The sequence below is a fragment of the Aeribacillus sp. FSL M8-0254 genome (genome assembly GCF_038008845.1).
In the GTDB taxonomy this organism is placed as follows: domain Bacteria; phylum Bacillota; class Bacilli; order Bacillales; family Aeribacillaceae; genus Aeribacillus; species Aeribacillus composti.
This window is the reverse complement of sequence record NZ_JBBOZY010000001.1, coordinates 2890435-2915232: the sequence shown is the minus strand read 5'-3', so window position 1 is coordinate 2915232 and position 24798 is coordinate 2890435. Positions and strand designations below refer to the sequence as shown.

General features: G+C 38.5%; 18 protein-coding genes, 1 pseudogene and 1 other annotated feature. Of the genes and pseudogenes, 15 read left to right on the top strand and 4 right to left on the bottom strand.

Features of this window, described 5'->3' with window-relative positions:
• Window positions 1-165: 165 nt before the first annotated feature.
• On the top strand, window positions 166-612 hold the full coding sequence (locus NSQ44_RS14110) for a GNAT family N-acetyltransferase (protein ID WP_340857368.1): 447 nt from the start codon (window positions 166-168) through the stop codon (window positions 610-612).
• A gap of 128 nt (window positions 613-740) precedes the next feature.
• Here the strand turns inward: NSQ44_RS14110 and NSQ44_RS14105 are convergent, their stop codons facing one another.
• Window positions 741-3530, bottom strand: coding sequence for a transglycosylase domain-containing protein (locus NSQ44_RS14105; RefSeq protein ID WP_340857367.1), 2790 nt, complete (start codon window positions 3528-3530; stop codon window positions 741-743).
• A gap of 184 nt (window positions 3531-3714) precedes the next feature.
• On the opposite strand from NSQ44_RS14105, the gene NSQ44_RS14100 reads away from it, so the two are divergent.
• From NSQ44_RS14100 to NSQ44_RS14080, 6 genes and pseudogenes are all read left to right on the top strand, one after another.
• Entirely contained in the window at window positions 3715-5073 is a 1359-nt protein-coding gene (locus tag NSQ44_RS14100; RefSeq protein WP_094245205.1) for a transposase family protein, read from the top strand.
• A 282-nt stretch (window positions 5074-5355) separates the two neighbouring features.
• Window positions 5356-5571, top strand: a binding site (T-box leader).
• Between the two features lie 48 nt (window positions 5572-5619).
• Window positions 5620-6882 carry a tyrosine--tRNA ligase gene (tyrS, locus tag NSQ44_RS14095; RefSeq protein WP_066248876.1) on the top strand — a complete coding sequence of 421 codons (1263 nt, stop codon included), beginning with the start codon at window positions 5620-5622 and terminating at the stop codon, window positions 6880-6882.
• Between the two features lie 327 nt (window positions 6883-7209).
• The gene (locus tag NSQ44_RS14090; protein WP_340857365.1) at window positions 7210-7719 is read left to right on the top strand and encodes a hypothetical protein; all 510 of its coding nucleotides are present in this window, start codon (window positions 7210-7212) and stop codon (window positions 7717-7719) included.
• Window positions 7720-7954: 235 nt separating this feature from the next.
• Window positions 7955-8044 (top strand): annotated as a pseudogene (locus NSQ44_RS19065) (hypothetical protein); the annotation flags it as partial.
• Window positions 8045-8379: 335 nt separating this feature from the next.
• On the top strand, window positions 8380-8550 hold the full coding sequence (locus tag NSQ44_RS14085) for a hypothetical protein (RefSeq protein WP_340857363.1): 171 nt from the start codon (window positions 8380-8382) through the stop codon (window positions 8548-8550).
• Window positions 8522-8845: a hypothetical protein gene (locus NSQ44_RS14080; RefSeq protein ID WP_340857361.1), complete on the top strand. Its 324-nt coding sequence runs from the start codon at window positions 8522-8524 to the stop codon at window positions 8843-8845. The genes NSQ44_RS14085 and NSQ44_RS14080 overlap by 29 nt, the downstream gene beginning before the upstream one ends.
• 1422 nt (window positions 8846-10267) lie before the next feature.
• Here the strand turns inward: NSQ44_RS14080 and rpsD are convergent.
• A complete protein-coding gene (rpsD, locus tag NSQ44_RS14075; protein ID WP_063387361.1) occupies window positions 10268-10870 on the bottom strand; it encodes a 30S ribosomal protein S4 in 603 nt (200 codons plus the stop codon).
• Window positions 10871-11255: 385 nt separating this feature from the next.
• Here rpsD and NSQ44_RS14070 point away from each other — a divergent pair, with 385 nt between their 5' ends.
• Entirely contained in the window at window positions 11256-13061 is a 1806-nt protein-coding gene (locus NSQ44_RS14070) for a sensor domain-containing diguanylate cyclase (RefSeq protein ID WP_340857360.1), read from the top strand.
• A gap of 146 nt (window positions 13062-13207) precedes the next feature.
• Here NSQ44_RS14070 and NSQ44_RS14065 read toward each other — a convergent pair whose 3' ends face one another.
• Window positions 13208-13687 carry a GAF domain-containing protein gene (locus tag NSQ44_RS14065; RefSeq protein WP_144597835.1) on the bottom strand — a complete coding sequence of 160 codons (480 nt, stop codon included), beginning with the start codon at window positions 13685-13687 and terminating at the stop codon, window positions 13208-13210.
• A gap of 124 nt (window positions 13688-13811) precedes the next feature.
• Here NSQ44_RS14065 and refZ point away from each other — a divergent pair, with 124 nt between their 5' ends.
• Window positions 13812-14447: a forespore capture DNA-binding protein RefZ gene (gene refZ, locus NSQ44_RS14060; RefSeq protein WP_340857358.1), complete on the top strand. Its 636-nt coding sequence runs from the start codon at window positions 13812-13814 to the stop codon at window positions 14445-14447.
• On the opposite strand, the gene hisJ is transcribed toward refZ, so the two are convergent.
• Entirely contained in the window at window positions 14444-15241 is a 798-nt protein-coding gene (gene hisJ / locus NSQ44_RS14055) for a histidinol-phosphatase HisJ (RefSeq protein ID WP_340805715.1), read from the bottom strand. The two genes, refZ and hisJ, sit on opposite strands and share 4 nt — an antisense overlap.
• A 184-nt stretch (window positions 15242-15425) precedes the next feature.
• Here hisJ and ezrA point away from each other — a divergent pair, with 184 nt between their 5' ends.
• The 6 genes from ezrA to NSQ44_RS14025 all read left to right on the top strand — a co-directional run bounded on the left by ezrA (window position 15426) and on the right by NSQ44_RS14025 (window position 24131).
• Window positions 15426-17126, top strand: a complete 1701-nt coding sequence (gene ezrA, locus NSQ44_RS14050) for a septation ring formation regulator EzrA (RefSeq protein WP_340857356.1) — start codon at window positions 15426-15428, stop codon at window positions 17124-17126.
• A gap of 493 nt (window positions 17127-17619) precedes the next feature.
• Window positions 17620-18519: an aldo/keto reductase gene (locus NSQ44_RS14045; protein WP_340858272.1), complete on the top strand. Its 900-nt coding sequence runs from the start codon at window positions 17620-17622 to the stop codon at window positions 18517-18519.
• A gap of 210 nt (window positions 18520-18729) precedes the next feature.
• The gene (locus NSQ44_RS14040) at window positions 18730-19407 is read left to right on the top strand and encodes a LexA family protein (protein WP_340857353.1); all 678 of its coding nucleotides are present in this window, start codon (window positions 18730-18732) and stop codon (window positions 19405-19407) included.
• Between the two features lie 294 nt (window positions 19408-19701).
• Window positions 19702-21774: an efflux RND transporter permease subunit gene (locus NSQ44_RS14035; protein WP_340857350.1), complete on the top strand. Its 2073-nt coding sequence runs from the start codon at window positions 19702-19704 to the stop codon at window positions 21772-21774.
• A gap of 29 nt (window positions 21775-21803) precedes the next feature.
• Window positions 21804-23309 (top strand): hypothetical protein, encoded by a 1506-nt coding sequence (locus tag NSQ44_RS14030; protein ID WP_340857348.1) that lies wholly within the window; start codon window positions 21804-21806, stop codon window positions 23307-23309.
• A gap of 48 nt (window positions 23310-23357) precedes the next feature.
• Entirely contained in the window at window positions 23358-24131 is a 774-nt protein-coding gene (locus NSQ44_RS14025) for a patatin-like phospholipase family protein (protein WP_340857346.1), read from the top strand.
• The last annotated feature ends 667 nt before the right edge of the window (window positions 24132-24798 follow it).

The window sequence follows — 24798 nt, the reverse complement described above, 5'->3', positions numbered from 1 at the left end:
AAAGACTTGCGTCAATTATCTTAATTGAACCGCCGTATACGGAAACGTACGTACGGTGGTGTGAGAGGACGGGAGTTAATCGCTCCCTCCTACTCGATTGGCGGTTCAGGCATTAATAATAGATTGATAAAATAAACGCTAAAAATGGAAATAGGAGAGAAGCTTATGAAATCATCCCTTTTATTGAAAGAATTGCGAACGAAAGAGGAAATTTTAGAAGGATTTTCAGTGATGAAACATTTGCGGACTCATCTTGATGAACAATCATTTCTTGAATTGGTGCTTGAAGCTAAACAAAAGGAAGGATATCAATTAGTTGCTCTTTACGATCATAATAAAATGGTTGCCATCATCGGATTTATGCCAATGATCACTTTATACTACGGGCGTTTCTTTTGGGTTTGTGATTTAGTGACATTGCCTGAAGAACGATCAAAAGGATACGGTGAAAAGCTTTTAACGTATGTTCATCAATATGCTGTAGAAAATGGCTATAATATTGTTTCTTTATCTTCCGGCTTGCAGCGCGTTGACGCACACCGCTTCTATGAAGAAAAAATGCGATACAATAAAGTAAGCTATGTTTTCTTAAAAAAGCTGCCGTCACACTAGCCAGTAAAAGATAAAAAGGACCACGTGCGGTCCTTTTTAAATATTTATTGGGTGAAAGCAAGTTTTGCTGGGCTGTTTTTTCTCTTTCGTCTACTTTATTGATCGTTTAATGCATCTTTTCCATTCGCCTATTGTCTTGCATTTGCCGTCTGCTTCGGTTTTTGCTGCGGCTCTGTTTTTCCAGATTGCGCCGTTTTTACAATGGCTGAAGGAGGAGACGCTTTTCCTGCCACATCAACTGCAACGACGTAATAGGAGGCAGGAGATTTTCCGACTGAGATGCTTAAGTTATTTTTTGCAGGTATGCTGGCAATTTTTTTGAAACTATTTGAATTAGATGGAGCTGCATAAACCCTGTACCCGATAACATCATATTCACCGCTTTTGCTCCAGGATAATGTTGTTCCGCTAAGCTTTACAGCGGGCACTTTAGAAGGAGCTTTGCCATTATCCTGAAGAACCCTATTGCCGGTCAACGTCAAAGCCTCTAAATTAACTCCGCTAGGAAGAAGTTTAGTCAATTGGGACACGTCTGAAATCCCAAGATTATTCAATACTTCTTTTTTCAGCAGAGGCCCTTCCTGGACGAATTCAGCCGGTGCATTTGCCGGCACTTGATAGGCTACGTTGTCTACTAAAACAAATTTGCCGTACGCCAAGCTTTTATCCACTTTATTCGGCAGAAATTTAGCGTTATACAAGTCAGTTTGAACGAGTCCAGCTTTCTTACATAATTCAGAAGGCAGATCCCCAGAGAGGGCGCAATACGATCTTGAAACAATTCCTTTAGGCATTTTAAAGGAAGTGTTAGGATCTATTAAGTCAGGTTTGACGCTGTATGCGGCGTTCATTAATTTTGTCCAAAGCAATATATTTCTATTGCTGTAGGTCAAACCTTTGTAGGTCGTTTCCAGCCTTTTCGGCGTGTCATAACCGATCCATGTGCCGAAGGATACATTAGGATTTACAGCAACAAACCATGCATCCCGATAATCCTGCCCAGTTCCTGTTTTTCCAGCCCAATCAGATTGAAATGATAGATACCTTTTTAAAGAGGAAGCCGTTCCGCTTTGAATGACATCCCGCATCATATCAATCATTAAATAGGCTGTTTGAGGGGAAAAGACCTTCTCTTTCTTGCTGTTATGTTGATATATAACTTTTCCGTCTTGTGTTTCAATTTTTTCAATCATGTAGGCGTCGACAAATTCACCGTTATTGGCAAATGTTGCGAAGGCGTTTACGTTTTCCTCCACGGTTACTCCGTAAGTCATTGCCCCAAGAGCGAGGGAGAATGAACTGTAATCTTCTTGAGCAAGTGAACTAAATCCCATTTTTTCTAAATAGGATACCGGATTTTGCGAAATAATTTTTGCATAGGTTTTTACCGCCGGAATGTTATATGAATGTTTCAATGCTGTTCGAATACTTGTTAATCCGTGATAGCCGCCTCCATAGTTTTTCGGCTGATATTTCCCGATTGAAAATGGAAGATCTGCCACAACAGTTCCCGGCTGGACGATGCCCATTTCCATCGCGGGTGCATAGACAGCGAGCGGTTTCATTGTTGAACCGTTTGGTCTTAATGCTCTTGTAGCATGGTTTGTCTGCTCCCTGTTATGATCACGGCCGCCAACAAAGGAGATTATTTTTCCAGTTTTGTTTTCGATTAAAACAGCGCCGACTTCAACCGGTTCCTCGATGGTTACGGTCTTGCCTGTTTCAGGATCTTTTTTCTTTTCAAGCTTTGGACTTCCGTAATACTCGTAGTTTTTGACAACCTCTTGCATTTTGTCATAAATTTTCTTGTTAATGGTCGTATGAATGTTGTAGCCGTTTTGTCTCATGTCTTGATCGGCCAGCGCCATGTATCGATTAAACAGCTCTTTATTATTTTTTCGGAGATCCTCCAGCTTGTGACCGTCTTTTTTCGCCAGCTGCTCAGCCAGTATATCCTTCACTCTTTTTTCAACTTCGTATATAATCCAAGGATATTGCTCAATATCAGGTTTTTTCTTTTTGGCTAAATGAGCCTTTAAATCAAACTTAAGTGCTTCTTCATATTCTTTTTTTGTAATATATCCTTCTGCAAACATTTTTCTTAGGACGGTTTTCATTCGGTTTATACCAGGCTGTAAATCTTCTTTTACTTCTCCGTCCTTTGTGAACGGTGTATAAGCAAAAGGATTTTGAGGGAGACCAGCGATAAAAGCTGCCTGCGGTATCGATAAGTCTTTCGCATCTATGCCAAAAATCCCCTGCGCTGCAGCCTGCACGCCTGCAATGTTTCTTCCGGAGCTGTTTCGTCCAAATGATGATACATTTAAATAGGCTTCTAATATTTGATCTTTCGTAAAATATTTTTCTAATCTCAATGCTAGCAGGATTTCTTTTGCTTTTCTTTCAAATGACACTTCGTTGGTCAATATTTGGTTTTTAATTAATTGCTGTGTGAGGGTGCTTCCGCCGGTTCTGACAGAAGAGTTTGAGAACTCCTGGAAAATCGCCCGCATGATCGCCTTTGGGACAATCCCTTTATGCTCGTAAAAATATTCGTCCTCCACTGCAACAATTGCATGTTTTAAATGCTCGGAAATTTGATCAATTTTGATTTTTTCACGTTCAAGATCTGTGCGAATTTTCCCTAAATAGACATTGTCTGCAAAGTACACTTTCGTTGTTTCAGAATAATCGTAAATGTCTTTTTCCAATTCTTTTTCGGAACGGATCGGCTCATCTTTTACAAGCGATGCAAAATAACCAGCTCCTAATCCTCCGATAAAGGAGAAGCCTATTAAACCGATAACCAATAGTAAAAGAAATAAGTTCCATGTTACGTTATAGGCAATGACCATTTTTTGCTGGTGCTTATGATAAAAGGAGCTTACCTTCCTAAAAAATTCGTACCATTTCTCCATTTTTCATCATCCCTCTACAAAATCTAGTTTATTATAGCATATTTTTTTCTCCGGTTGACGCCCTCTGTTCTCAGCCCTGAAGAGTAAAAATTCTTCGAGATAATTCCACCTAAACTTTGCCAAATATGTGATAATAAGGGTATGTAAAAAACCTAATATATTGGCATTTGGGGGGGATTTTTTTATGGTAACGAGGAAGGAAAAGCGTGAAAAGGAAAAAGAGGTAAATTATTTATTCGAGTTGCTAAAAACACAAAATCACTTTTTTAAAAATTTAAACAAATTGCTCAAAACTATTGATGATCCAAGGCACCAAAGCTATATTACCTATGACACGGAAGTCCTTTTGATGATGGTTATTTTGAAAAATGCATGCAACTTAAAAAGTATGCGCGAAATGACAAACGAATTTAATAAGGAAGAGTGCATTAAAAATTTGGGGAAATTGTTGGGGAATGAAGATTTGGAAGAACTGCCCCATTATGACACAATCAATGATTTTTTGGCACGAGTGAACCCGGCAGAACTTGAAAGGATCCGAATCGATATGATCAAGAAATTATTCAAAAAGAGGTGTTTTGAATCCTATCGTATCAATGGGAAATACTGGGGTATTGCCATAGATGGGACCGGTATTTTTACTTTTGACAAAAAACATTGTGAACACTGCCTGAAACGGGAGCGCAAATACATAGACAAGGAAACGGGTGAAGAAAAAATAAAGACCATCTACATGCATCATGTCTTGGAAGCCAAGTTAATTGTGGGAAATATGGTACTAAGTGTGGCCTCCGAGTTTATTGAAAATGAATCAGAGGACGTGGAAAAGCAAGATTGTGAGTTGAATGCTTTTTATCGACTGACTGCTAGACTGAAAGACACCTTTAAAAAACTGCCTATCTGTCTGATTGCCGATAGTCTTTATGCCTGCGAAAATGTATTTAAACAATGCAAGGCGAATAATTGGAACTACTTATTCCGTTTTAAGGAAGATCGTATTAAAAGCATCACCGATGAGTTTCAAGCGTTAAAAAATATGGAAGAGGAGGAAGGCAAGAAAGCCAATGTGGTAAAGATACGTGAAAGCGAACAGCGAGGGGAAATCACCTGGGTGAACGATATTGATTACAGAGGCTTTGGGGTGAATGTTTTCGAATGCGAATTAGAAGATGAAAAAAGAAAACAAAAATTTACCTTTATCACAGATATAAAAATCACAAAAAACAATGCAAAGAAACTGATGAACGCTGGCAGAAGCCGCTGGAGAATAGAGAATGAGGGGTTTAACAGACAAAAAAACCTGCGCTACCACATTGAACACGCAAGCAGCCAAGATTACAATGCCATGAAAAATCACTACCTATTAACCCAAATTACAGAGATTATCATGGTGTTACATGAGCATGGGTCAAAAATATTGAGAAGCATGAAGAAAACGATAAAAGAAATATCCTCGCGATTGTTAGAAGCCTTCCGTGGGCAAACACTAACAGACGAGGATATCGCACAACTGGGAAAACCTATGCAAATTAGGTTTACCTAGCGAATTAATTGTACCAAAGGATGTGATGTTTGGCAAAGAAAAAAAGTTATCCACAACAAACAAAAATAAGTTATCCACATTTTTTAAAAAAATAAGCAAAATTGGTTCTTTTTGACCCTTTTTGTAAATAAATTTAACTGGAAAATTTTACCAACTGTGGATAAGTCGTAATTGCATAATACTACCGAAAATTGATAAATTTACTCCTCATAGCTGCTCTGTTCTAATCTTAGTTGACAAAGGATGTCAATTATGCTAAAAATGTTTATTAATGAAAAAAATACTTGAGCGTTGATTGGAGAAAGTAGCAGGCATTTCCCTGTTTCAGAGAGCTGATGGCCGGTGCGAATCAGCACATAAATGCTTTGTGAATTACCTCCATGAGCATTCTTTGTGAAAGTGAAGTAGCAAAGGACGGTTTTAGCCGTTATCAGAATGAGTGAAGGACATGCAAATGTTCTTAAGCAGGGTGGTACCGCGTAATTATACGTCCCTTCATGAAGGGGCGTTTTTTATTTGGATAAAATTTGAAAAGGAGTGGGTTTGATGAATGCTTTGCTAGAAGATTTAAAATATCGCGGACTCATTAATCAAGTAACGGATGAAGAAGGATTAGATAAATTGTTGTCAGAGGAACAGGTGAAGCTGTACTGCGGTTTTGACCCGACGGCAGACAGCCTTCATATCGGGCATTTGCTGCCGATTTTAACGTTAAAAAGATTTCAAGAGGCAGGTCATCAACCGATTGCTCTTGTTGGCGGCGCAACAGGCTTGATCGGCGATCCAAGCGGAAAAAAACAGGAAAGAACATTAAATGAAAAAGAAACGGTGAAGCAGTGGTCAGAACGCATTAAGGAACAGCTTTCCCGCTTTTTGGATTTTGAAAAAGAAGGGAATCCGGCCATTTTGGCCAACAACTACGATTGGATCGGGCCATTGGATGTCATCACATTTTTGCGCGATATCGGCAAAAGCTTTGGCATAAACTATATGCTGGCGAAAGAAACCGTGCAGTCAAGAATTGAAACGGGCATTTCCTTTACGGAATTCAGCTACATGATTTTGCAATCGTACGATTTTTTAAAGCTGTACCAAACCTATGATTGCCGCTTGCAAATCGGCGGAAGCGACCAATGGGGAAATATTACGTCAGGACTTGAACTAATTCGAAAAACGGAAGAAAATGCGAAAGCATACGGTCTTACACTCCAGCTCGTCACGAAAGCCGACGGCACAAAATTCGGCAAAACGGAAGGAGGAGCCATCTGGCTCGATAAAGAAAAAACATCGCCTTACGAATTTTATCAATTTTGGATCAATACCGATGACCGGGATGTCATCAAATATTTAAAATATTTTACTTTCTTATCAAAAGAAGAAATTGAACAATTGGCAGAAGAAGTGAAAAATGCTCCTGAAAAACGGTCTGCGCAAAAAGCGTTAGCGGAAGAAGTGACAAAACTTGTCCATGGCGAAGAAGCACTCAAACAGGCAGTCAAAATTTCCGAAGCGCTGTTCAGCGGCAATATAAAAGCTTTAACAGCAGAAGAAATAAAACAAGGCTTTAAAGATGTGCCTTCGTATGAAACGACCGAAAATGAAATCGGATTAGTCGATTTATTGGTTCAAGCGAAAATTTCTCCATCGAAACGGCAGGCAAGAGAAGACATCGGAAACGGTGCGATTTACATTAACGGCGAACGGGTGCAGGAGCTTGATTATATTGTGTCTGAAAAAGACACCATCGAAGGTCAATTTGCTGTGATCCGCCGGGGCAAAAAGAAATATTTCTTAATTCATTTCAAATAATCATAAGTCTTTGCTCAAACTTTCAGGGGCCTATTAAAATCAATTGGAAAATATACGGGCGAGTGATTCTAAACGACCACCGCTCATACCCGTATTCTATTAAATAGGTCAAAAGCATCCCCCCTTCAATTGAATGGATTAATTTATTCATTGAAGGGGGGTTTTTTCGTACAAAAGAAGCGAAAATTATCTAAAAATACAGAATTTTGTATGTCAAAAAATGTACCTAAATCTAGTTTTTATAAAGTATAATCAATTTAACAAATTATTGAAAATGAGGGATTATATGAAAATTAGTCGTTTAAAAAATGGTTGATATGGGCAATTGTGAATCTGTTATTTTTCTCATCCGTTCCTTTAGACGTTTTCGCAGAAACCATTCATTCTAAAGACAACAACTCTACTGAAAGTCATTTACCGTCAAAAGTCCCGACCCCTAAAATTAACCTTAAACGAGGGGAAATCATTGAGGAACGGACAGAGAATACAAAAGTTTTTTACAATGGTGATGGCACATTTACCAAAAAGATTTATTTTGAGCCGATCCATATAAGGAAAAAGAAGGGGAAGCCATTTGAGGAAATTTCTCTAAATCTAACAGAAAGCACCGATCAGTCGAATTCTGTCGAAACAGAGAATACTATTATCGAGACAAACTTTCATAAAAAAATGGTCAAAGGAGAATATGCCACTTTCCATTATAATGGACATTCAATTTCCTTTTCCATTTTAGAAGCAGCCGGCAATGGTGTACAGCCAATAAAGGCGAAGTATGTTTCTGCTATTTATAAGAAAAAAGATAATAAAATTTTTCACAAAATATTTTTCCTTTTATAGATTTACAGAATATTACATTCAATCAAGCGACAAAAGAAGATTTAGTTCTTCACTCATTTACCGGTTATCATATATTTAAATTGAAGAATATATACGGAATCAAATACAGGATGATATAGTTACAGATCAAATAAGATAGATCCGTTCACGGGGAAAGAGATAAAAAGTAACCATTTGAGGGCTGCCGGAAGAGAAGTGAGGTTGGCGAACCTTTCATAATGTAAAAGGAAAGAATAGAGGTGCAGAAAGAGTAGTTATTAATCAGCATAATGGAAGGGTTTCTTACACAAAAAATCATTACAAAACGTTCAGAAGGATAAGATAGAATGAAAATGATAAGTTATCAGAATTTATTGGAAAACAGTAAAAGAACATTTTTTTGGCATATTCTATGGAGAGAATTCGCATGATTCAAAATACTGCAAATCTTAATGTAAAGATTTTGTATTTAGCAGGAAAAGGTTATATAGGTAATTATATGAAAATTAAAAATATTTGTTTGGTTTCATTGCACTTTTTTGTCCTTATTTTTATACGAGTTTTCCAGTAAATGCACAAAGTAATCTTCAGACAATTATCATCGCCTGTATATATGACGAATTGCCCTGTGATTTAATTGAAGATTTAGAAACAGTTCCGACTGCGGAGAAGGGGGAAGAGGTGATCTCTCGGCAAGATGGATTTGAAGTGAAAATTGACATAGACGATCAAGAAGCGGGCTCGGAGCTATCGGTTTCTGTCGATTCCCCAAACTTAGAGGATGATGGAGCACTTTTGTTTGTGAGAAGGAGTGTAGATGATTATGAATGTTATGGAACCAAGTGTTTATGAACCTACATATATATCCATCTTGTTGATCTTACTCGGTTTAGGTTATTTATTTTTAATAGGATTAGCTATTTCCAAATATCAATTTAAGATTTCCGGTAAAATTTTTTTGGTAATATCCATTGTAATTTATTTATTGGTCGGAGCTTATATGGTAGGAACAGGATATTATATCGATGAGGAGGCACCTGATGCGCTTGTTTTTCATAAATTTGGCTTTTTGGAATTAATCATCCTGTCCTATGCGTATATTTTTCTAGGACTTGCGGTAGGGTTTGGGAAAAGGGAAGACAATTGAATGTTAAATCTTGGATTTTTCAATATTCCACTTGTTTTTTCATAACACGGTTATGCAAAAAAGATTGGCCAAATTTTATGGTCAATCTTTGCATTTATCTATTCAAATACTTTTGTTGAAGAGGAAGATCTTATCGTTTTATTTTCTCTCCGCTTTTATTTCTTTTTTTAAGAAACCAGAACAGGACTGTAAGTGAAAATAATAAAATTGGTATATATCCAACTAACCGCCATGCGTTTAACGCACCGAGAAAATAATATGCAACTGGTAAAAATGTTACAGTACTAATAAGCATAAACAGCCAAGAACGATGGAGTAAACCAATTATAAATGTAATTATTGAAATAACAAATGAAGTTCTCCATAAGAATATAATCAAATTAAAATCATCCAATATATCGTCCACCCCCTGCGTGAAATACTGTAATATTTAAAGAAACTAGGAGCTGTCCAAAAGGTCAGGGTTAACTGAATTTTTCGAGCCCCTTCATTTTAGGGACTTATCGGGCAGACCATTTTTTCTATCTTTTTATATCCTTCAGAAGTCTTATGAAGGACTTTTCTTATGCTCCCTCTTTCTGAATTGGTTCTTCAAAAGTTTTCTGACGGACATTCAGCACATACAATTTCTTCTTGTTGGGTTCATTGCCTCTATGAAGGACATTTACAAATTTATTCAATTATTTTTGTCCTTCACTGTAGTATTTCTCCAAACTCCTTCATTTTAGGAACTCATCAGGCAGCCCCTTTAAAAAATTGATTTCTTACTCATCATCAACTTTTAATTTTAAATTTGAGTAAAGAACTAAATTCCTACCTCAAATTTTGCTTCGTCATCCGATGTATCAGCATCTATTTCATTAGAAGATCGTTAATCGATATTATTTCACCAGCTGTGAAAGCATTCGTTATTGGGATTTTACAAATAAATCTAATAGAATATTGCCGTATATAAATATTCTTCATTATGCACTCAATTCCTTTTTTGTTTTAAGAAGTGAGTCTTCAAGCTTTTTTCTGCAACGATATGGCATGCAGGCACAAAACTAAACAATTTAAATTCAATAGAGCAAATGTCCCGTGTATTTTATGTGAGTAAAAAGAATTAGTTAAAAATAGGGAAAATTTTAAGTTATAAAAACGTTTTACTATGCACATTCATTTTATGAATCGTGATAGATCTGAATGTACTGATACGATTTCAAGATTTCCACAGGCTCTAAATCTCATTTTGGTACTTTCGTGTATATAAAAATAATTCAGCATCTGTCCGCATTTTTATAAAAAGTAGCTCCAAAAGCTGCCCCACTTGCCCCAAAATAATACATTATGAAAATCTAAATTGAAACAAAAAAACCCTGAAATCCTTTCTTCTCAAGGGTTTCAGGGTTTTTAAATACTGAATTATACAATCTAATTTTATTAACGAGAGTAGAACTCAACGATGAGCGATTCGTTAATTTCCGCAGGCAATTCAGAGCGTTCAGGCAGACGAGTGTATGTTCCTTCAAGCTTTTCCGGATCAAATGTTAAATATTCAGGAACAAAGTTGTTTAATTCAACCGCTTCTTTAATGATTTGAAGGTTGCGGGATTTTTCACGGACAGAAATCGTTTGGCCTGGTTTTACTTGGTAAGACGGAATGTCCACGCGGCTTCCATCCACTAAAATATGGCCGTGGTTAACCAATTGGCGTGCTTGACGGCGAGTGCGAGCCAAGCCAAGACGATAAACAATGTTATCTAAACGAGACTCTAAAAGGATCATGAAGTTTTCACCGTGAATACCCGGCATTTTGCCCGCCTTTACGAAAGTATTGCGGAATTGACGTTCGTTAACTCCGTACATATGGCGAAGCTTTTGTTTTTCTTGCAATTGTAAGCCGTATTCAGAAAGTTTTTTCCGTTGGCCTGGACCATGCTGACCAGGTGCATACGGGCGTTTTTCAAGCTCTTTGCCTGTGCCGCTCAAAGAAATGCCTAAACGGCGGGAAATTTTCCATGTAGGACCTGTATAACGAGACATATTGCTCCTCCTTTTGTATTTTCGATTGTAAAATACAAACAGACTGATTCTCTCAATTATGCACATTTTGTTTTCATGTACCTTCGCTCCAGCAGCAGAGAGTTACACGGTACACCTCAGATTTGAGGAACAAAATGACATCATAATTGTCGAATCCTTAGGCTGCTATATTTTACACAACGATTATTATATGATTTTAAATGAGCGGTGTCAAGATTATTTCCTTTGCTGTCAGCGAAAAGGAATATTTAATCCGACGAACTTCACACATTCATTTCTATTTTTTGTGAAAAAAATACCAATTATTTCACAAAAAAAATGGTGCTTCATGTTATAATACTATTAAAGTCATAAGGTCTATTTTCCCGGTTATAGGTGGTGGAGTATGGATTGGGATCATTTTGAAAACTTATTTTTCCGATTACTTATGAATGATTCGGACAGACAGCATTTCGATGAATTTATTAATGAAATGTTTGCCATTTTAATCAAAGCATTTAATCTTCAAAATGTGTCGATTTGGAAAGAGATCGGTTCGAATCTTTTTTTATGCCAATACTCGAGCAATGACGATGTAAAAGGTGCTTCGAAATCATTTAGCTTCAAAGACGATGAACAATTTGTAGTTTACAAAGAAAAAGGACGATTGTTTTTGCAGTATTCGGCAGAATCCTCTCCAAAAATGCTGTTGGAATTCAGAGGAGGCCGTGTACTTCACAAACTTTCTAATCAACAACTAGAAAAAATTTCTAAAATATGTTTTGCCATGTTTTTTCACGGAAAAAAATTATATTTGCAAAAAACGCTTAAAGAAAAATATTATCAATTGTTTTTATTAACTGATGAACTTTATTCCATTATGAAAGAAGAAGAAGTGTTAAACAAGCTTTATAACACTTTGAGGCAAATGTATCCCGACCTATTATGCCATTTCATTTTGCCAATGGATTATTCATTAGGACATGAAATTCCTGTGAAAAATTTGGAGCAGGAAATAGATCAGTATGAGGAAGCTATGACAGCCTTTTTGAAAGGCGATATGGTCGTAAGAAGCTCGTCAAACGGGCTCTATATTTATGTCCCGATTGCAGGAAAACAGGGTGTTTATGGATTAATTGATGTACATATCCCACTTCATATTGAACAAATCGATGACGTAATCGATATGATCGAAAAAGTGGCAAAGGCCGGCGGCAAAGCGCTGGAAAATGCCAAGCTGTATGAACAGTCGAAGCAGCATGTAAACGATTTGCAGCTCATTAATGATACGGCTCGAAAAATTAATAAAAACTTGCGGATTTCAGATACGATGAAATACATGGTTAAAAGAATGCTTCGTTCATTTTCTGCAGATGAGGTCGCTTTTTTTATTTTTGATGAAAATAAAAAATGGAACATGCTTTCAGAAAGTACATCGTTTTTCCATTCAGATGAATCGAAGGCTTACGTTGATTGGGTTGCACAAAATATATTGGAGCAAAATAGTGTATTCACTGGCGATATTTCCAATTCCATTCTCGGGGAAGCCGTTTATAAATCAATAATGGCCGTTCCGATGATCGACAGTGAAAAAATCATCGGATTTGCTGTTGTGCTGCGTAAAGAACCGTATTCCTTCACGTTTGATATGTACAAATTAATGGAATCGCTTGTGTCTCATTCTACACTCGCCTTTACGAACTCCATGCTTCGGGAAAAGCTGGAATTGCTCGTGATCACAGATCCGCTTACAAATCTTTTTAATAGAAAATATTTTGACGAGGTTGTTCATCAATCGTTTAAAGAAGACCAAAGAGGCACATTAATTTTAATAGACGTAGACAATTTTAAACAAATCAATGATACGTATGGCCACCAAGTAGGCGATAAAGTGCTTATTCAAATTGCTAAAACGATAAGGAACAACATACGGGAGAAAGATGTAGGAGCTAGATGGGGTGGAGAAGAGCTGGCCATTTATCTTCCTAAAGTGGGTTTAAAAATCGGATGTGAAGTGGCAAACAGAATTGTTTCAGCTGTGCGGAAATCAACGAAACCGCCTGTAACAGTTTCATGCGGTGTTTCCTGTTGGCATGCAGCCCATAAAAATGATTCGCCTGCCCTTCTTTTTAAAAGAGCAGATGATGCCTTGTATCAGGCAAAGCGCAATGGAAAAAATCAAGTATCGGTTTTAGACCAAAAAAGAGCATAAAGGGTTCCTAGGTATTGCTTTGATTTGTTAAAATCGTTTGACAGATCGTAACTAGGGCCCCTTTTTTTATATCATTTGAAAGGGTTCAAAAGTTGAATGCTCATTTCCACCTGTTCACGACTTCCGGCGTTTGAAAAACAAGGCTATTAAAGGTATTCTGTAAGAATATTCGTGAATTTTTCTAAATATCTTTGGTCTATTTCATCAAATCGGTTTTTAATCGGGCTGTCAATATCTAACACACCGATTACCTCATCGTTCTTAATAAGCGGGACAACGATTTCCGATTGTGATCGCGCGTCGCAGGCGATGTGTCCAGGGAACTCATTTACATCAGCCACTCTCACCGTTCTTTTTTCGAAAGCAGCCGTTCCGCATACACCTTTGCCAATAGGAATTCGGACGCATGCCGGCAGCCCCTGAAAAGGTCCGAGAACAAGCTCATCTCCGTCTTTTACATAAAAACCAACCCAATTGATTTCTGACAAAAATTGATTCAACAAGGCGGATGCATTAGCTAAATTCGCTATGACATTTTGTTCCCCTTCAATCAATGCTGTAAGCTGTTTTAACACAAGCTCATAATTTTCTTCTTTTGTTCCATTATAGCTTTCGACGACAAACATGGAAATTCCTCACTTTCTTTTTCAAAATGACAAGTAAGCACGAACTTTGTCGAGAAATTATAGCAGGAAAATATCGTTGCGGGTAGAAAACTTCTAACAGCCATCAACAAAAGGAGTGATCCACTTGCAAACGAAAACGAACACTGTTACGAAAGAAAATATCGTTGATGCAGCAATTTTCCTTTTTAATACAAAAGGTTACACCGGAACATCGGTTAGGGAAATTGCCAAACGGGCCAATGCAAATATCGCCCATATTTCTTACTATTTTAAAGGAAAAAACGGATTATTGGAACATTTAGTGTCCAAGTTTTATGAAGGTTATTTAGACGTAATCGATCAATGCTATCAAAAATGTACAGAATCTCCAAAACTCTCTCTTATGGCAATCGTTGAAGAACTTCTCCGCTATCAATATGAAAACCGCCGGCTTGCCCGTTTTGTCCACCGAGAAGTAACGCTTGATTCGACTCTCATTCGCCAGGTGATGATGACTTATTTAGCGAAAGAAAAATATTATTTGCTTAACCTGCTTGAACGAGGGATGCGAGCGAACCAATTTAAACAAGTAGACATTCCCCATTTTTTAGTACAATTCAAAAGCTTAATAAATATGCCGTTTTTACAGTCTCAATACATGTATGAAGTTTTGCATATTAATCCGTACGAAGATTATTTTGTCAAGCAATATAGTAAACAGCTGGTTTCATGGCTGGAACAAATACTTTTTCAGAAAAACGAAAAACAATCAAATGACTAAACCATTTTTTCAAAAAGTGGAAAATCGCTGCCTACATCCTTCGCGCTATGGGCATCAGAACCATAAACGAGAGGGATGCTTTGTTTTTTGGCCGCTTGTATAATATCCTCTGGCGGGTAAATTTCTCCGCAAAAGGCTTTTCGTAAACCGGAAGTGTTGACGTCGAGTTCCATCCCCCTTTTGTTCATTTCAGCAAAAATCTGTTCAATATAAGGTTTTTCATCAAATGTGGCTTGGAAAAGCTTTTGAAATTTGTGTATTAGCGTAATATGTCCAAGCCGCTTCGGCTTATACTTTCCAAGATCTGAAACAACCCCTTTTAATACTGTCGCATAATATAATTCGTATAAATGATTGATGCCGCCTGAAAGCTCCGCCATTTTTTGAAACGTATGTTCATCAAAATCTACACAATAATATTGTCCATTTAATTTTAAAAAATGTACGGACAAAATGCTGTCATCAAGAAAAGGACCGTATTTGTCCAAAAATTGCGCTGTTTCTCTTTCAAAACCGTTAATATAGTCTACTTCTAAACCGATATGAATATCGATATCGCGTTTATATTGTTTTTTTAAGTCTAGCAAAATAGACAAGTAGCGGTCGATATCACTGAAGGGCATTGCGCTGTCCTTATCGGGAGTTGGATCAACAAACCCTTCCGGCAATGGAGCATGTTCTGTAAAGGTTATAGCAGAAAATCCTTTTTTTATGGCAGTTTCAATATACAATTCAAATGAATCGTCCGTACCGTGGGGACAAAAAGGGGTGTGAACATGTCCATCTTTTTTCATAGAAATCACCTCAAGTTTGTCGAGATTTATGTGAAAAAATTAAAAATTTTGCTCAAAAAATGTCGTTATCATGGTATCATAAATACATTGAGAACACATTATTTTCTTTTGAAAGTTTTTTCGACAACGTCGTTTAAAATATACATACCCTTTAAGAAAGTGAAACGGACCGAGGGGGCTCATAATGGAAGTTGTGATTGTATTAATTTTATTGATTTTCCTTCTATTTGGAATCGGTTATGGATTTCGAAAAAATATTTATAAAGAAGTAGACCGTCTTGAAGCTTGGAAAATAGACATTATGAATCAGTCCATAACAGATGAACTGTCCAAAGTAAAAGAATTAATCATGAGTGGAGAAACAGAAGAATTGTTTGAACGCTGGCGAAAAGATTGGGATGATATCGTCACTAGCAGGCTTCCGAATGTGGAAGAGCTTCTGTTTGAAGCGGAGGAATATGCTGAAAAATACCGCTTTAAAAAGTCAAAAGAAGTTTTATTACATATTGAATCGGTTTTAAAAGAAATAGAAGAACAAATAGCCGGCATTGTTCAGCACATTAACGATCTTGTTGCAACAGAAAGCAATAATAAGACAGAAGGTGAAGCAGTCAAACAACAGCTAAAAGAGTTGAAAAAAACACTGCTCTCCCATCGCCATACATTTGGAACTGCGTATGAACGGCTGGAAAAAGAGTTGTATGAAATATTACATACAATGGAAAAATTTGATGAGGAAATGAACTCAGGAAATTACGTAACAGCGAAGGAAATTTTGGATGAACAAAAGCAGAAGCTTGAAGCACTCCAATTAAAAGTAGAGGAGATTCCAAAGCTTTTAACTGAATGTCAAATGATTGTGCCGAACGAGATTTCCGAATTGAAAGAAGGGTATAAAAAACTGCTCGAGGATGGCTACAAGCTTGAGCATTTGGAAGTGGAAAAAGAAATTTCGCATATTGAGGAAAAAATGCAGGGCTTGAAAAAGAAGCTAAGTGAAGCAGAGACAGAAGACGTGAAAATGGGTCTTGATTCCATAAAAGAAACGATTGATAACATTTACGAAATGCTTGAGAAGGAAGTGTATGCGAGCCAATATGTAAGACAAGAAGCGGAAAAAACCGGGGAAAAGCTGCAATCTTTATTAGAGGAAAAAAATGATTTAAAAGAACAAGTCAGTCTTGTACAGCAGAGCTACCAGCTGTCAAATGATGATGTCGACAAGCTAAAAGAGTTGGATAAACTGATGAACCAACTGAAAAATCATTACAAGCATATTTTGGCAAGCATAGAGAACTCCAATATTGCGTATTCCGTTTTACAGGAGGAACTGGAAAGTTTTAATAAGCAAATTGATCAAGCAAAGGAAAAATACAACGAATGGCATTCGATGCTTCAGGCATTGAGAAAGGATGAATTAAACGCGCGCGACAAATTAGCAGAACTAAAGCGAATGATGGCTGAGATTAAACGGGCGATTCGAAAAAACAACATTCCCGGCCTTCCGGAAAGCTTCGTGGAGCAATTACAAACTGCTCAGCAATCGTTTGAAAAGGTCAGCAATGCGCTTGAAGAAATTCCGCTCGATATGGATCGAGTCCAAACGTATTTAAACGATGCTGTGAGCATCATCGAACAATTAAAAGAAAACACAGATGAGATCATTGCCCAAGTTTGTTTAGTCGAAAGATTAATACAATACGGTAATCGATACCGCAGCACGTATTCGGGCCTTGATAAAAAATTAAAAGAAGCTGAACAGTTGTTCAGAAATTATGAATACAGCAAATCTTTGGAGCAAGCGGCTGCTGCCATAGAGGAAATCGATTCGGAAGCGATGAAAAGAATACAGAAGCTTGTTGAAAATGAATTGAAAGATCTATGATTTATGCCTGTCTTCGTTTGAAAGACGGGCATTTTTATTGCCCATGCTCCCATATGGACTATAGTCAGTAAGCATTTTTATTTAACTATGAGGAGTTGAAGCAATAATTCTGTGCGAAATGTCGGTTTGGAGAGTATATTTTTCACTTAACATGAGAAAACCTATAAGAAATTGAAACTCCACTCGTACAAACATGAGCAATTGCAGAGCTTGTTATCTATAAGATAATGAAATTCCACAGCCGGATGATTTTGTGAATCGCCCTTTCCTTATTTTTATTTGTCCCATCTAGGCGCTTGCCGCTGTGAAGGGCTTTTTTATTGTAATTCATTGCCACATTTGTTATAAAGGTGTAAAAGGGAAACAATAGCAATTAAACAAACACTAAAAACAAGTTTCGAAAGCACGTACATATTTTTGAAGTCAAAAAGGTATGAAAGCGGAATTTTATAGAATGGGAAATTCACAATATAACGGAAAGGGTCGAGAGTGGATGGGATTATTGGACAGTAATAAAATCATGGAAATAAGAAGTCATGTTGAAAAACGAGTAGTGAAGCTGCCTGATGGCACGACTGTTCCATGTATAGGTCAAGGAACATGGTACATGGGAGATAAGCCACAGGAGAAAGCTAAAGAAATAAAAGCCTTACAACTTGGAATAGAATTGGGCATGAAAGTAATTGACACTGCTGAGATGTACGGAAATGGCGATTCTGAACGCTTAGTCGGCGAAGCAATCAAAGGGCGCAGAGATGATGTGTTTTTAGTCTCTAAAGTGTATCCGCATAATGCAGGACTAGACAAGATTTCCGCTGCATGTGAAAACAGTTTAAAACGGCTGGGGACGGACTATTTAGATTTATATCTTTTACATTGGCGAGGCCGCATTCCTTTAGAAGAAACAATCGAAGGTATGGAAAAGCTGCGAAAAGAAGGAAAAATATTAAGATGGGGAGTCTCCAATTTTGACACAGACGATATGGAAGAGCTATGGAACACGCTCAACGGATCAAACTGTGCGACAAACCAAGTGTTATACCATATAGGTTCGAGAGGAATTGATTTTGATCTGCTGCCTTGGCACCGGGAACATCATATACCGATTATGGCGTACAGCCCCCTTGCCCAAGGAGGTACATTAAGAAAGCAGTTGTTGACGGATCCAACTGTTAATGAAATTGCCAAAAAATACAATGTAAAACCATTACAAATTGCACTTGCTTGGACGATACGCACGGATGATGTCATTGCTATTCCAAAAGCTGGGCAAGAGCAGCATGTGCTGGAGAATGCTGAAGCTGCTGCTATTGAATTAACCCAAGAAGACTTGAACCGACTTGATGAGGCATTTCCAAAACCTCGTAAGAAGGTGCCTTTGGATATCATTTAACATTTTACCGAAGAAAAAGTCGGTTAACGAATGTAATGCGCTTGATGGTCTTGGATGAACCAAAAATTTCTTTATAGGGTTGGAAAGTGGAAAGATGTGCCGCTGAGTTAAATGTTGTCATGCGGCATTTTCAAGTTGACAAAAGTTTTTATTGGCCTTATAGTTAATAACGTAGTGTTTATTTTTTGGTTTTTTGGGTGGTGAGAATGAATGTTGTTAACTGAACGTCGGAAGCAATTTCTTCATAAGTTGATCGACTTATACCAAAAAACAAACGTGCCTGTTCATTATGAAACATTAGCGAAAGCACTAGGTGTTAGCAAATGGACGGCATACGACATGTTGAAAGAACTTGAAAAACTTGGCTATCTCACCCGCGATTACGCTGTGAATCCTGGCGAGACAGGACGTTCCCAAATTGTTTTTCTGCCGACCGCAAAAGCTACGAGCTTGTTTGAACAAAAACGTTCTGAAGTAATAAACCTAGAAGAGTGGCATAAAACAAAAGCGAAAATACTTGAATTTCTAAACAGTTTAAAAAATTGCAGTCTCAGTGCCGCTGTTCGAAAGGTTTTAGAGGAAATTCCGAAAGCGCAGATTCGCGTTGCCTTCTGTGCATACATCATCGGGCTTTTTCTTGTTTATCTTCGCAAGTTGGGCGGGAAAACCGAGGTGTTGATTAAAAAGCTCGTTCAGAACGCTCCAACTAATGAAATGCGGATGACAATGTTTGTTGGAACCGTCCTTGGCGGCATTATTCAAACGGTGAATCACGAAATTGGCGTAGAAGTAACTGAATTGGTTGGACGGTATTTGAAATCGATTGCCGACCTTTCCAATTTTGAAAAGGAAATGCTTTCCGATTTTCTCAATGAAGCATTAACATGATCGTGGTCAATGGTTTAAACCTTGACCATTTATTTGGTTTAGTTTTTGGGTCTTTTGTGTTATTTGTGTTTTTTGTAATAGATTTAGACAGAGCGGAATGTATCCTCATAAACAAAAGGGAGGTGGTAACAATGATGAACGATTTTCTCGAATTCTTAAAGAAAATCTTTGAAGCATTCAAAAATATTTTCACCAAAAATTAATGTCTGTTTGATCATTTACGTTACTTAAGTAACGGTCCATAAATTGCTTTGGCAGGTGATCGATGTGCTTGAATTATTTGGGAGATTTGTGGTGAAAAGTAGAATTGCTATCATCGTTTTATCAATCATACTAGTGATCCCCTCATTGTTCGGAATAGTCAAAACGCAAATCAATTATGACATTTTTGCTTACTTGCCGGAAAAGCTTCCTTCTGTGCAAGGGCAAAATATTATGAACAAAGTGTTTGGTTTCGGTGGAACAGGCATTCTGATGGTAAAAAATCAAACAGATGTTGAAGTAGAAAATTTAAAGCGAAAACTAGAGCAAGTGGATGGTGTTGAGACAGCCAATTGGATCACAGATATTGCTGATCTTGCAGTACCTCGCGAATTTCTTCCAGAAGAATTGGTGGACCAGTTTTACTCTGGAAACAGCACCGTCCTGCAAATTCAATTTGAAGAGGAAGCGGCATCAGAAAAAACTCATTATGCTGTACAAGAAATTAAAAACATTCTTGGGCCGAATACTTATTTTGCTGGAACTCCTCCAATGCTGTCGGAGCTGCGTCAGTTGCTTGAAAGTGAGAAGTTTGTCTATGCAGTGTCCGCAATTGGGTTTATTTTGTTACTTTTGGAATTAACGCTCCCATCGCTTTTCATTCCGTTCCTTATCCTGTTCTCAATAGGGGTTTCTATTATTTACAACTTAGGATTGGCTTACTATTTAAATGGTTCAATGTCGTATGTTACCGCTGCGATTGCGGGAGCTTTGCAGCTCGGCGTTACGATGGATTTTTCTATTTTCTTAGTGCATCGTTATGAAGAAGAACGAAAGACGAAAGAAAAGAACGAGGCTATGATCGCGGCCATCAAGCACACAGCGATGGCTATTTTAACCAGCTCGGCAACGGCAGTAGCCGGTTTTCTCGCGATGGTCACCATGTCGCTTGGACTTGGGGAAGACTTGGGGATGACGATGGCGCGAGGGATCATTCTTAGTGTGTTGATGATTTTGACGTTGTTGCCGTCGTTCATTCTGGTGTTTGACAAGTGGATTCGCGAATATCAGCACCGAGTGATGATCCCTAATTTTCATCTGTTAGCCAAATTTGTGACCAATCGCCACAAACTTGTTTCTGCAGTGTTCCTGCTTTTGTTTATTCCTGCCTTCATCGGTTTCAAAAATGTACATATTGTGTACGATTTGGAGCAACTTATGCCGAAGACGCTGCCTTCGATCCAAAATCTTGACGAAATCAAAAAAGAATTTACATCGACTGATTCGGCTTTTTTAGTCATGGATAGCAAGATTTCTGATCAGGAACGTCTCAAAATCAAGCAGCAGATTGAAGAAATAGATGGAATCAAGAAAGTAATTGGGTATGACACCTTTACAGATCCTGCGACTCCTTCAGAATTTGTTCCTGAAAACTTAAAAAATATGTTTATCAAGGATCAATACAATTACATGCTGGTGCAGATGGAATACGGGTCTTATGATGAACGCACGACACAAGCCATTCAACAAATCAACAAATTAACCGAGCCATATGAAGGGCATATGTACTTGACTGGTCAATCGGTTTTGCAAAACGATCTGACTACCACGGTACGGGACGACATGAAAAAAGTAGATTTGATTTCGGTTGTCGCCGTATTTTTGATCATTGCGCTTGCCTTCCGATCCGCGGCGTTGCCGATTATATTGGTTGGCGGAATTGAGTTGGCGATTTTGTTCAATCAAGGACTCGATTTCTATCTTGGCCGTTCCATGCCGTTTATTGGTACATTCGCCATTGGCGCTATCCAGCTCGGTAGCACGATCAACTATGCCATTTTACTTGTCACACGCTATAAGGAAGAGTTGATGAATTATCCGAAAGAGGAAGCGATGTATCGAGCCATAACAGCAAGCGGAGAAGCGATCTTGAGCAGTGCGCTTGCCTTGTTTGCCGCTGTCATTGGGATTTGGCTGTTTTCCGACATCACGTTGCTCAGAGATTTAACCTTTATGATTGCGCGAGGAGCGATTATTTCTCTTGCCGTCATCTTATTCCTGCTTCCGGCAGTGTTGCTCACATTAGAAGGTTTCATATCCAAAACGACATTCGGCTGGCCTAAGGCCGAATCCATGAAAGAAGATGAGGCACTTTTAAACCAATAAACGAACAATAAAAGGAGAGGAGAAGCACAATGAATGCGATGAAAACCACGATCCCCATTTTGACTGCTGCCACCCTTTTATTATCATCGGCAACTGGTACTTATGCAGCGGCTCCCGATCAAGTCGTTGATCGAGAAACGGTTTATACCCTTCTTAATCCCGATGGGACTGTGAAAAAATCGATCGTTGTGGATTGGCTGTATTTTAAAGGAAATGGAAATGTCACCGTGACAGATTACGGACAATTACAGCATATTCGCAATATAAGTGGATTGGAAAAACCAGTGGTGCAAAACGGACAAATCATTTGGGATGCGGGAGTGAAAGGAGAACAGTCGATTTATTATTCCGGCGAAACCAGCCAGCCTCTTCCGGTGGACGTTTCGATCAACTATTATCTGAATGGGAAAAAAGTGGGTGCTTCCTCATTGGCTGGGAAAAATGGCACAGTAAAAATCGAGATAAAATTAAAGAACCGGCTGAAACAAAAGAAAAACATTTCCTATTCCGGCTATAAGGGTGTCCATCATTCAGTGGAAAAAGAGCTGTACACCCCGATTTTATCGCTTGTTTCGCTCAACATTCCGACTGAACATTTCGCGGATATGAAACTCGGTGACGCAATGACGGTCATGTCGGGGAAAACGATGAGCGCGACTTGGATGGTTGTGCCCAATCCGGAAGAGACCATCACCCTTGAAATGAAAGGAACAAACATTGAGCTTGAACCGATCACGATTACTTTGATTCCGAAGCTTCCTCCAGTATCAGAAGTATCGGTCAAAGAACAATTGGAAAAACTGACAGATGGCATTCAGCAAATCTCTTCTGCACTGGATCAAATAGGAGATGGCGCAAATCAACTTGCCTCTGGCAATCGTCAAGTAAAAAACGGTTTAAACCAACTTTCTGAAGGACTTGGGCAGTTGAACCAAGTGAATCAAGCCCATGAGGGACTTGTGAAACAGTCGCTGGAGGTAAACCGGCAGCTTCTGGCGCTGGCTCAAAATCTGGCTGCTGAGAAACCGCAGGATGCGAATTTGCAGGCTCTCGTGCAGGGACTAAAAGGCCAGCAACAAATGCTGAAGATGCTAGCTGAAGGGGGAAATTTGCAGGGAAAACCATTTCCAGGCCTCGATAAGATGGAGGAAGGTTTAAAAAGCTCCAAATCCGGAGCTGACAAGTTAGCGGCTGCGGCGGGCCAGCTGGAAAAAGGTTCGTTGCAACTAAAAACTGGTATAGAGAAGTTATCCGGCGGAACGGTGGAAATGAAAAATGGGCTGGTTACCGGATTAAATAAACTGTATGAAGGGGAAGCTATTTTAAATCAATCGAAAAAAGCGGCGGAACAATACGATACATTTCTTGGCAAACCAAAAGGCGCGAAAGGTGAAGTTCGTTTTATTTTAAAAACAGATCCGATCGAGCCGGTGAAGGCGAAAGATTCAGCCGAACAAAAGTCAGACACGAACAGCGAGGAAGATAGCATTTCTTTCTTTGCAAAAGTAAAAAAATGGTTGAATGACTTATTTTAAGAAATGGAAAGTTCTAATACAACCTTGTAGTGGAAGGACAGAATATTCATGAAAGTAGGCTTAGCTTTAGGGGGTGGGGCGGTACGCGGATTAGCCCACATTGGAGTATTAAAAGTGCTAAAAAAACATCAAATACCGATTGATTTTATTGCTGGCACCAGTATGGGTGGTGCAATTGGAGGGTTAGTTGCCGCCGGTATTGACATCGAGGAAATTGAAGAATTTATCCTGACCACCCCATCTTACCGATTTGTGGACATTGGAATTTTAAAACGCGGTATTTTTGCTGGAAATAAAATATACACGATGCTTATTCAATTTTTAGAGCAAAAGGGGCTTGGCAATATTCGCATTGAGGATCTTAACATTCCTTTTCGGGCGGTATCGGTTGATTTGATTAAAGGAGAAGTTGTTGTCTTTGAAAAAGGAAGTCTTAGTTTAGCCATTCGGGCCACTACATCCGTTCCCGGCATTTTTTCGCCTGTTCATTATCAAGATAAAGTGCTGGTGGATGGGGGAATTTTAAATAACCTTCCGGCTGATTTGCTCCGTGAAGCAGGAATAGATGTCGTTATGGCTGTTGATGTCGAAAGAGAACATGAAGAAGAGGAACCGCGCAATATTTTTGACGTCGTCTATCGTTCTTTCACGATTATGATGACGAGGCAGCGCCGTACCAATCTTCAATATGCAGATGTGGTTTTTCGGCCGGAAGTCGGGCACATTTTGGCGTTCGACACAACGAGAATCCAGGAGTGCATTGAAGCAGGGGAACGAGAGGCTCAACAAAAAATTCAGGAAGCGTTATCCCTCATAAAATGAATAGAAACGAAGGTCGTCATGAAAACTTTTTTTCAAGGATTGGTGTTTTACTTAGGCAAGGAGCAAGCAAAAAGGGCAGCTAAAGGACATGATGAATGAACGGATTCAAGAAGCGAATCATCAGCGGCTTAAACTATTGCACCTGCTGGCAGCTGTGGCAGGATTCCGGCAGTCTTTTGGAACGACATTACGCTTTGCGCTATAGGCGTTTTATGAGCTGCTTAAAAAGTAATTCACGATAGTCCGGTTATTTTGAAAAATAGAAGCCGATGCTTTTATCAACTTTTTATGGCATAATGAACAGCGGCGAAAATCAGCTTTTTCTCGTTTCTCTAAAGCAAAATGCTAGAGGGGTAACGAGTTTTTTTTATTTCTTTACTCTGTGTTCTAAAAGTGATTGATAGGAATGAGAAAGAGATTGATCTCAAATTTTATTTGCGGTTCAAGAAATGGGGAACGACTGACGAAGAAAGGGGAAATCTTCCGTTTTGAGCGAGGTTAGTCGTGCTTGATGATGTCAGTTTTTAAGATTGAACGCGGAAGTTTTACACGCTGCTTGGGATCGGCGGATGCGGGAAGACGACGATGATCGAAGATGACGTTGTTGAATTCACAAAAAAAGCGGCTTACGTGCGTGGACAAAGGCTTTCGTCTGAATGAGCCCGTT

What these genes read in the sequence shown, in the direction of transcription:
- NSQ44_RS14110 (WP_340857368.1), top strand. Translation starts at nt 166, where the DNA reads ATGAAATCATCCCTTTTATTGAAAGAATTGCGAACGAAAGAGGAAATT.
- NSQ44_RS14105 (WP_340857367.1), bottom strand. Translation starts at nt 3,530, where the DNA reads ATGGAGAAATGGTACGAATTTTTTAGGAAGGTAAGCTCCTTTTATCAT.
- NSQ44_RS14100 (WP_094245205.1), top strand. Translation starts at nt 3,715, where the DNA reads ATGGTAACGAGGAAGGAAAAGCGTGAAAAGGAAAAAGAGGTAAATTAT.
- tyrS (WP_066248876.1), top strand. Translation starts at nt 5,620, where the DNA reads ATGAATGCTTTGCTAGAAGATTTAAAATATCGCGGACTCATTAATCAA.
- NSQ44_RS14080 (WP_340857361.1), top strand. Translation starts at nt 8,522, where the DNA reads ATGAATGTTATGGAACCAAGTGTTTATGAACCTACATATATATCCATC.
- rpsD (WP_063387361.1), bottom strand. Translation starts at nt 10,870, where the DNA reads ATGTCTCGTTATACAGGTCCTACATGGAAAATTTCCCGCCGTTTAGGC.
- NSQ44_RS14070 (WP_340857360.1), top strand. Translation starts at nt 11,256, where the DNA reads ATGGATTGGGATCATTTTGAAAACTTATTTTTCCGATTACTTATGAAT.
- NSQ44_RS14065 (WP_144597835.1), bottom strand. Translation starts at nt 13,687, where the DNA reads ATGTTTGTCGTCGAAAGCTATAATGGAACAAAAGAAGAAAATTATGAG.
- hisJ (WP_340805715.1), bottom strand. Translation starts at nt 15,241, where the DNA reads ATGAAAAAAGATGGACATGTTCACACCCCTTTTTGTCCCCACGGTACG.
- ezrA (WP_340857356.1), top strand. Translation starts at nt 15,426, where the DNA reads ATGGAAGTTGTGATTGTATTAATTTTATTGATTTTCCTTCTATTTGGA.
- NSQ44_RS14045 (WP_340858272.1), top strand. Translation starts at nt 17,620, where the DNA reads ATGGGATTATTGGACAGTAATAAAATCATGGAAATAAGAAGTCATGTT.
- NSQ44_RS14040 (WP_340857353.1), top strand. Translation starts at nt 18,730, where the DNA reads ATGTTGTTAACTGAACGTCGGAAGCAATTTCTTCATAAGTTGATCGAC.
- NSQ44_RS14030 (WP_340857348.1), top strand. Translation starts at nt 21,804, where the DNA reads ATGAATGCGATGAAAACCACGATCCCCATTTTGACTGCTGCCACCCTT.
- NSQ44_RS14025 (WP_340857346.1), top strand. Translation starts at nt 23,358, where the DNA reads ATGAAAGTAGGCTTAGCTTTAGGGGGTGGGGCGGTACGCGGATTAGCC.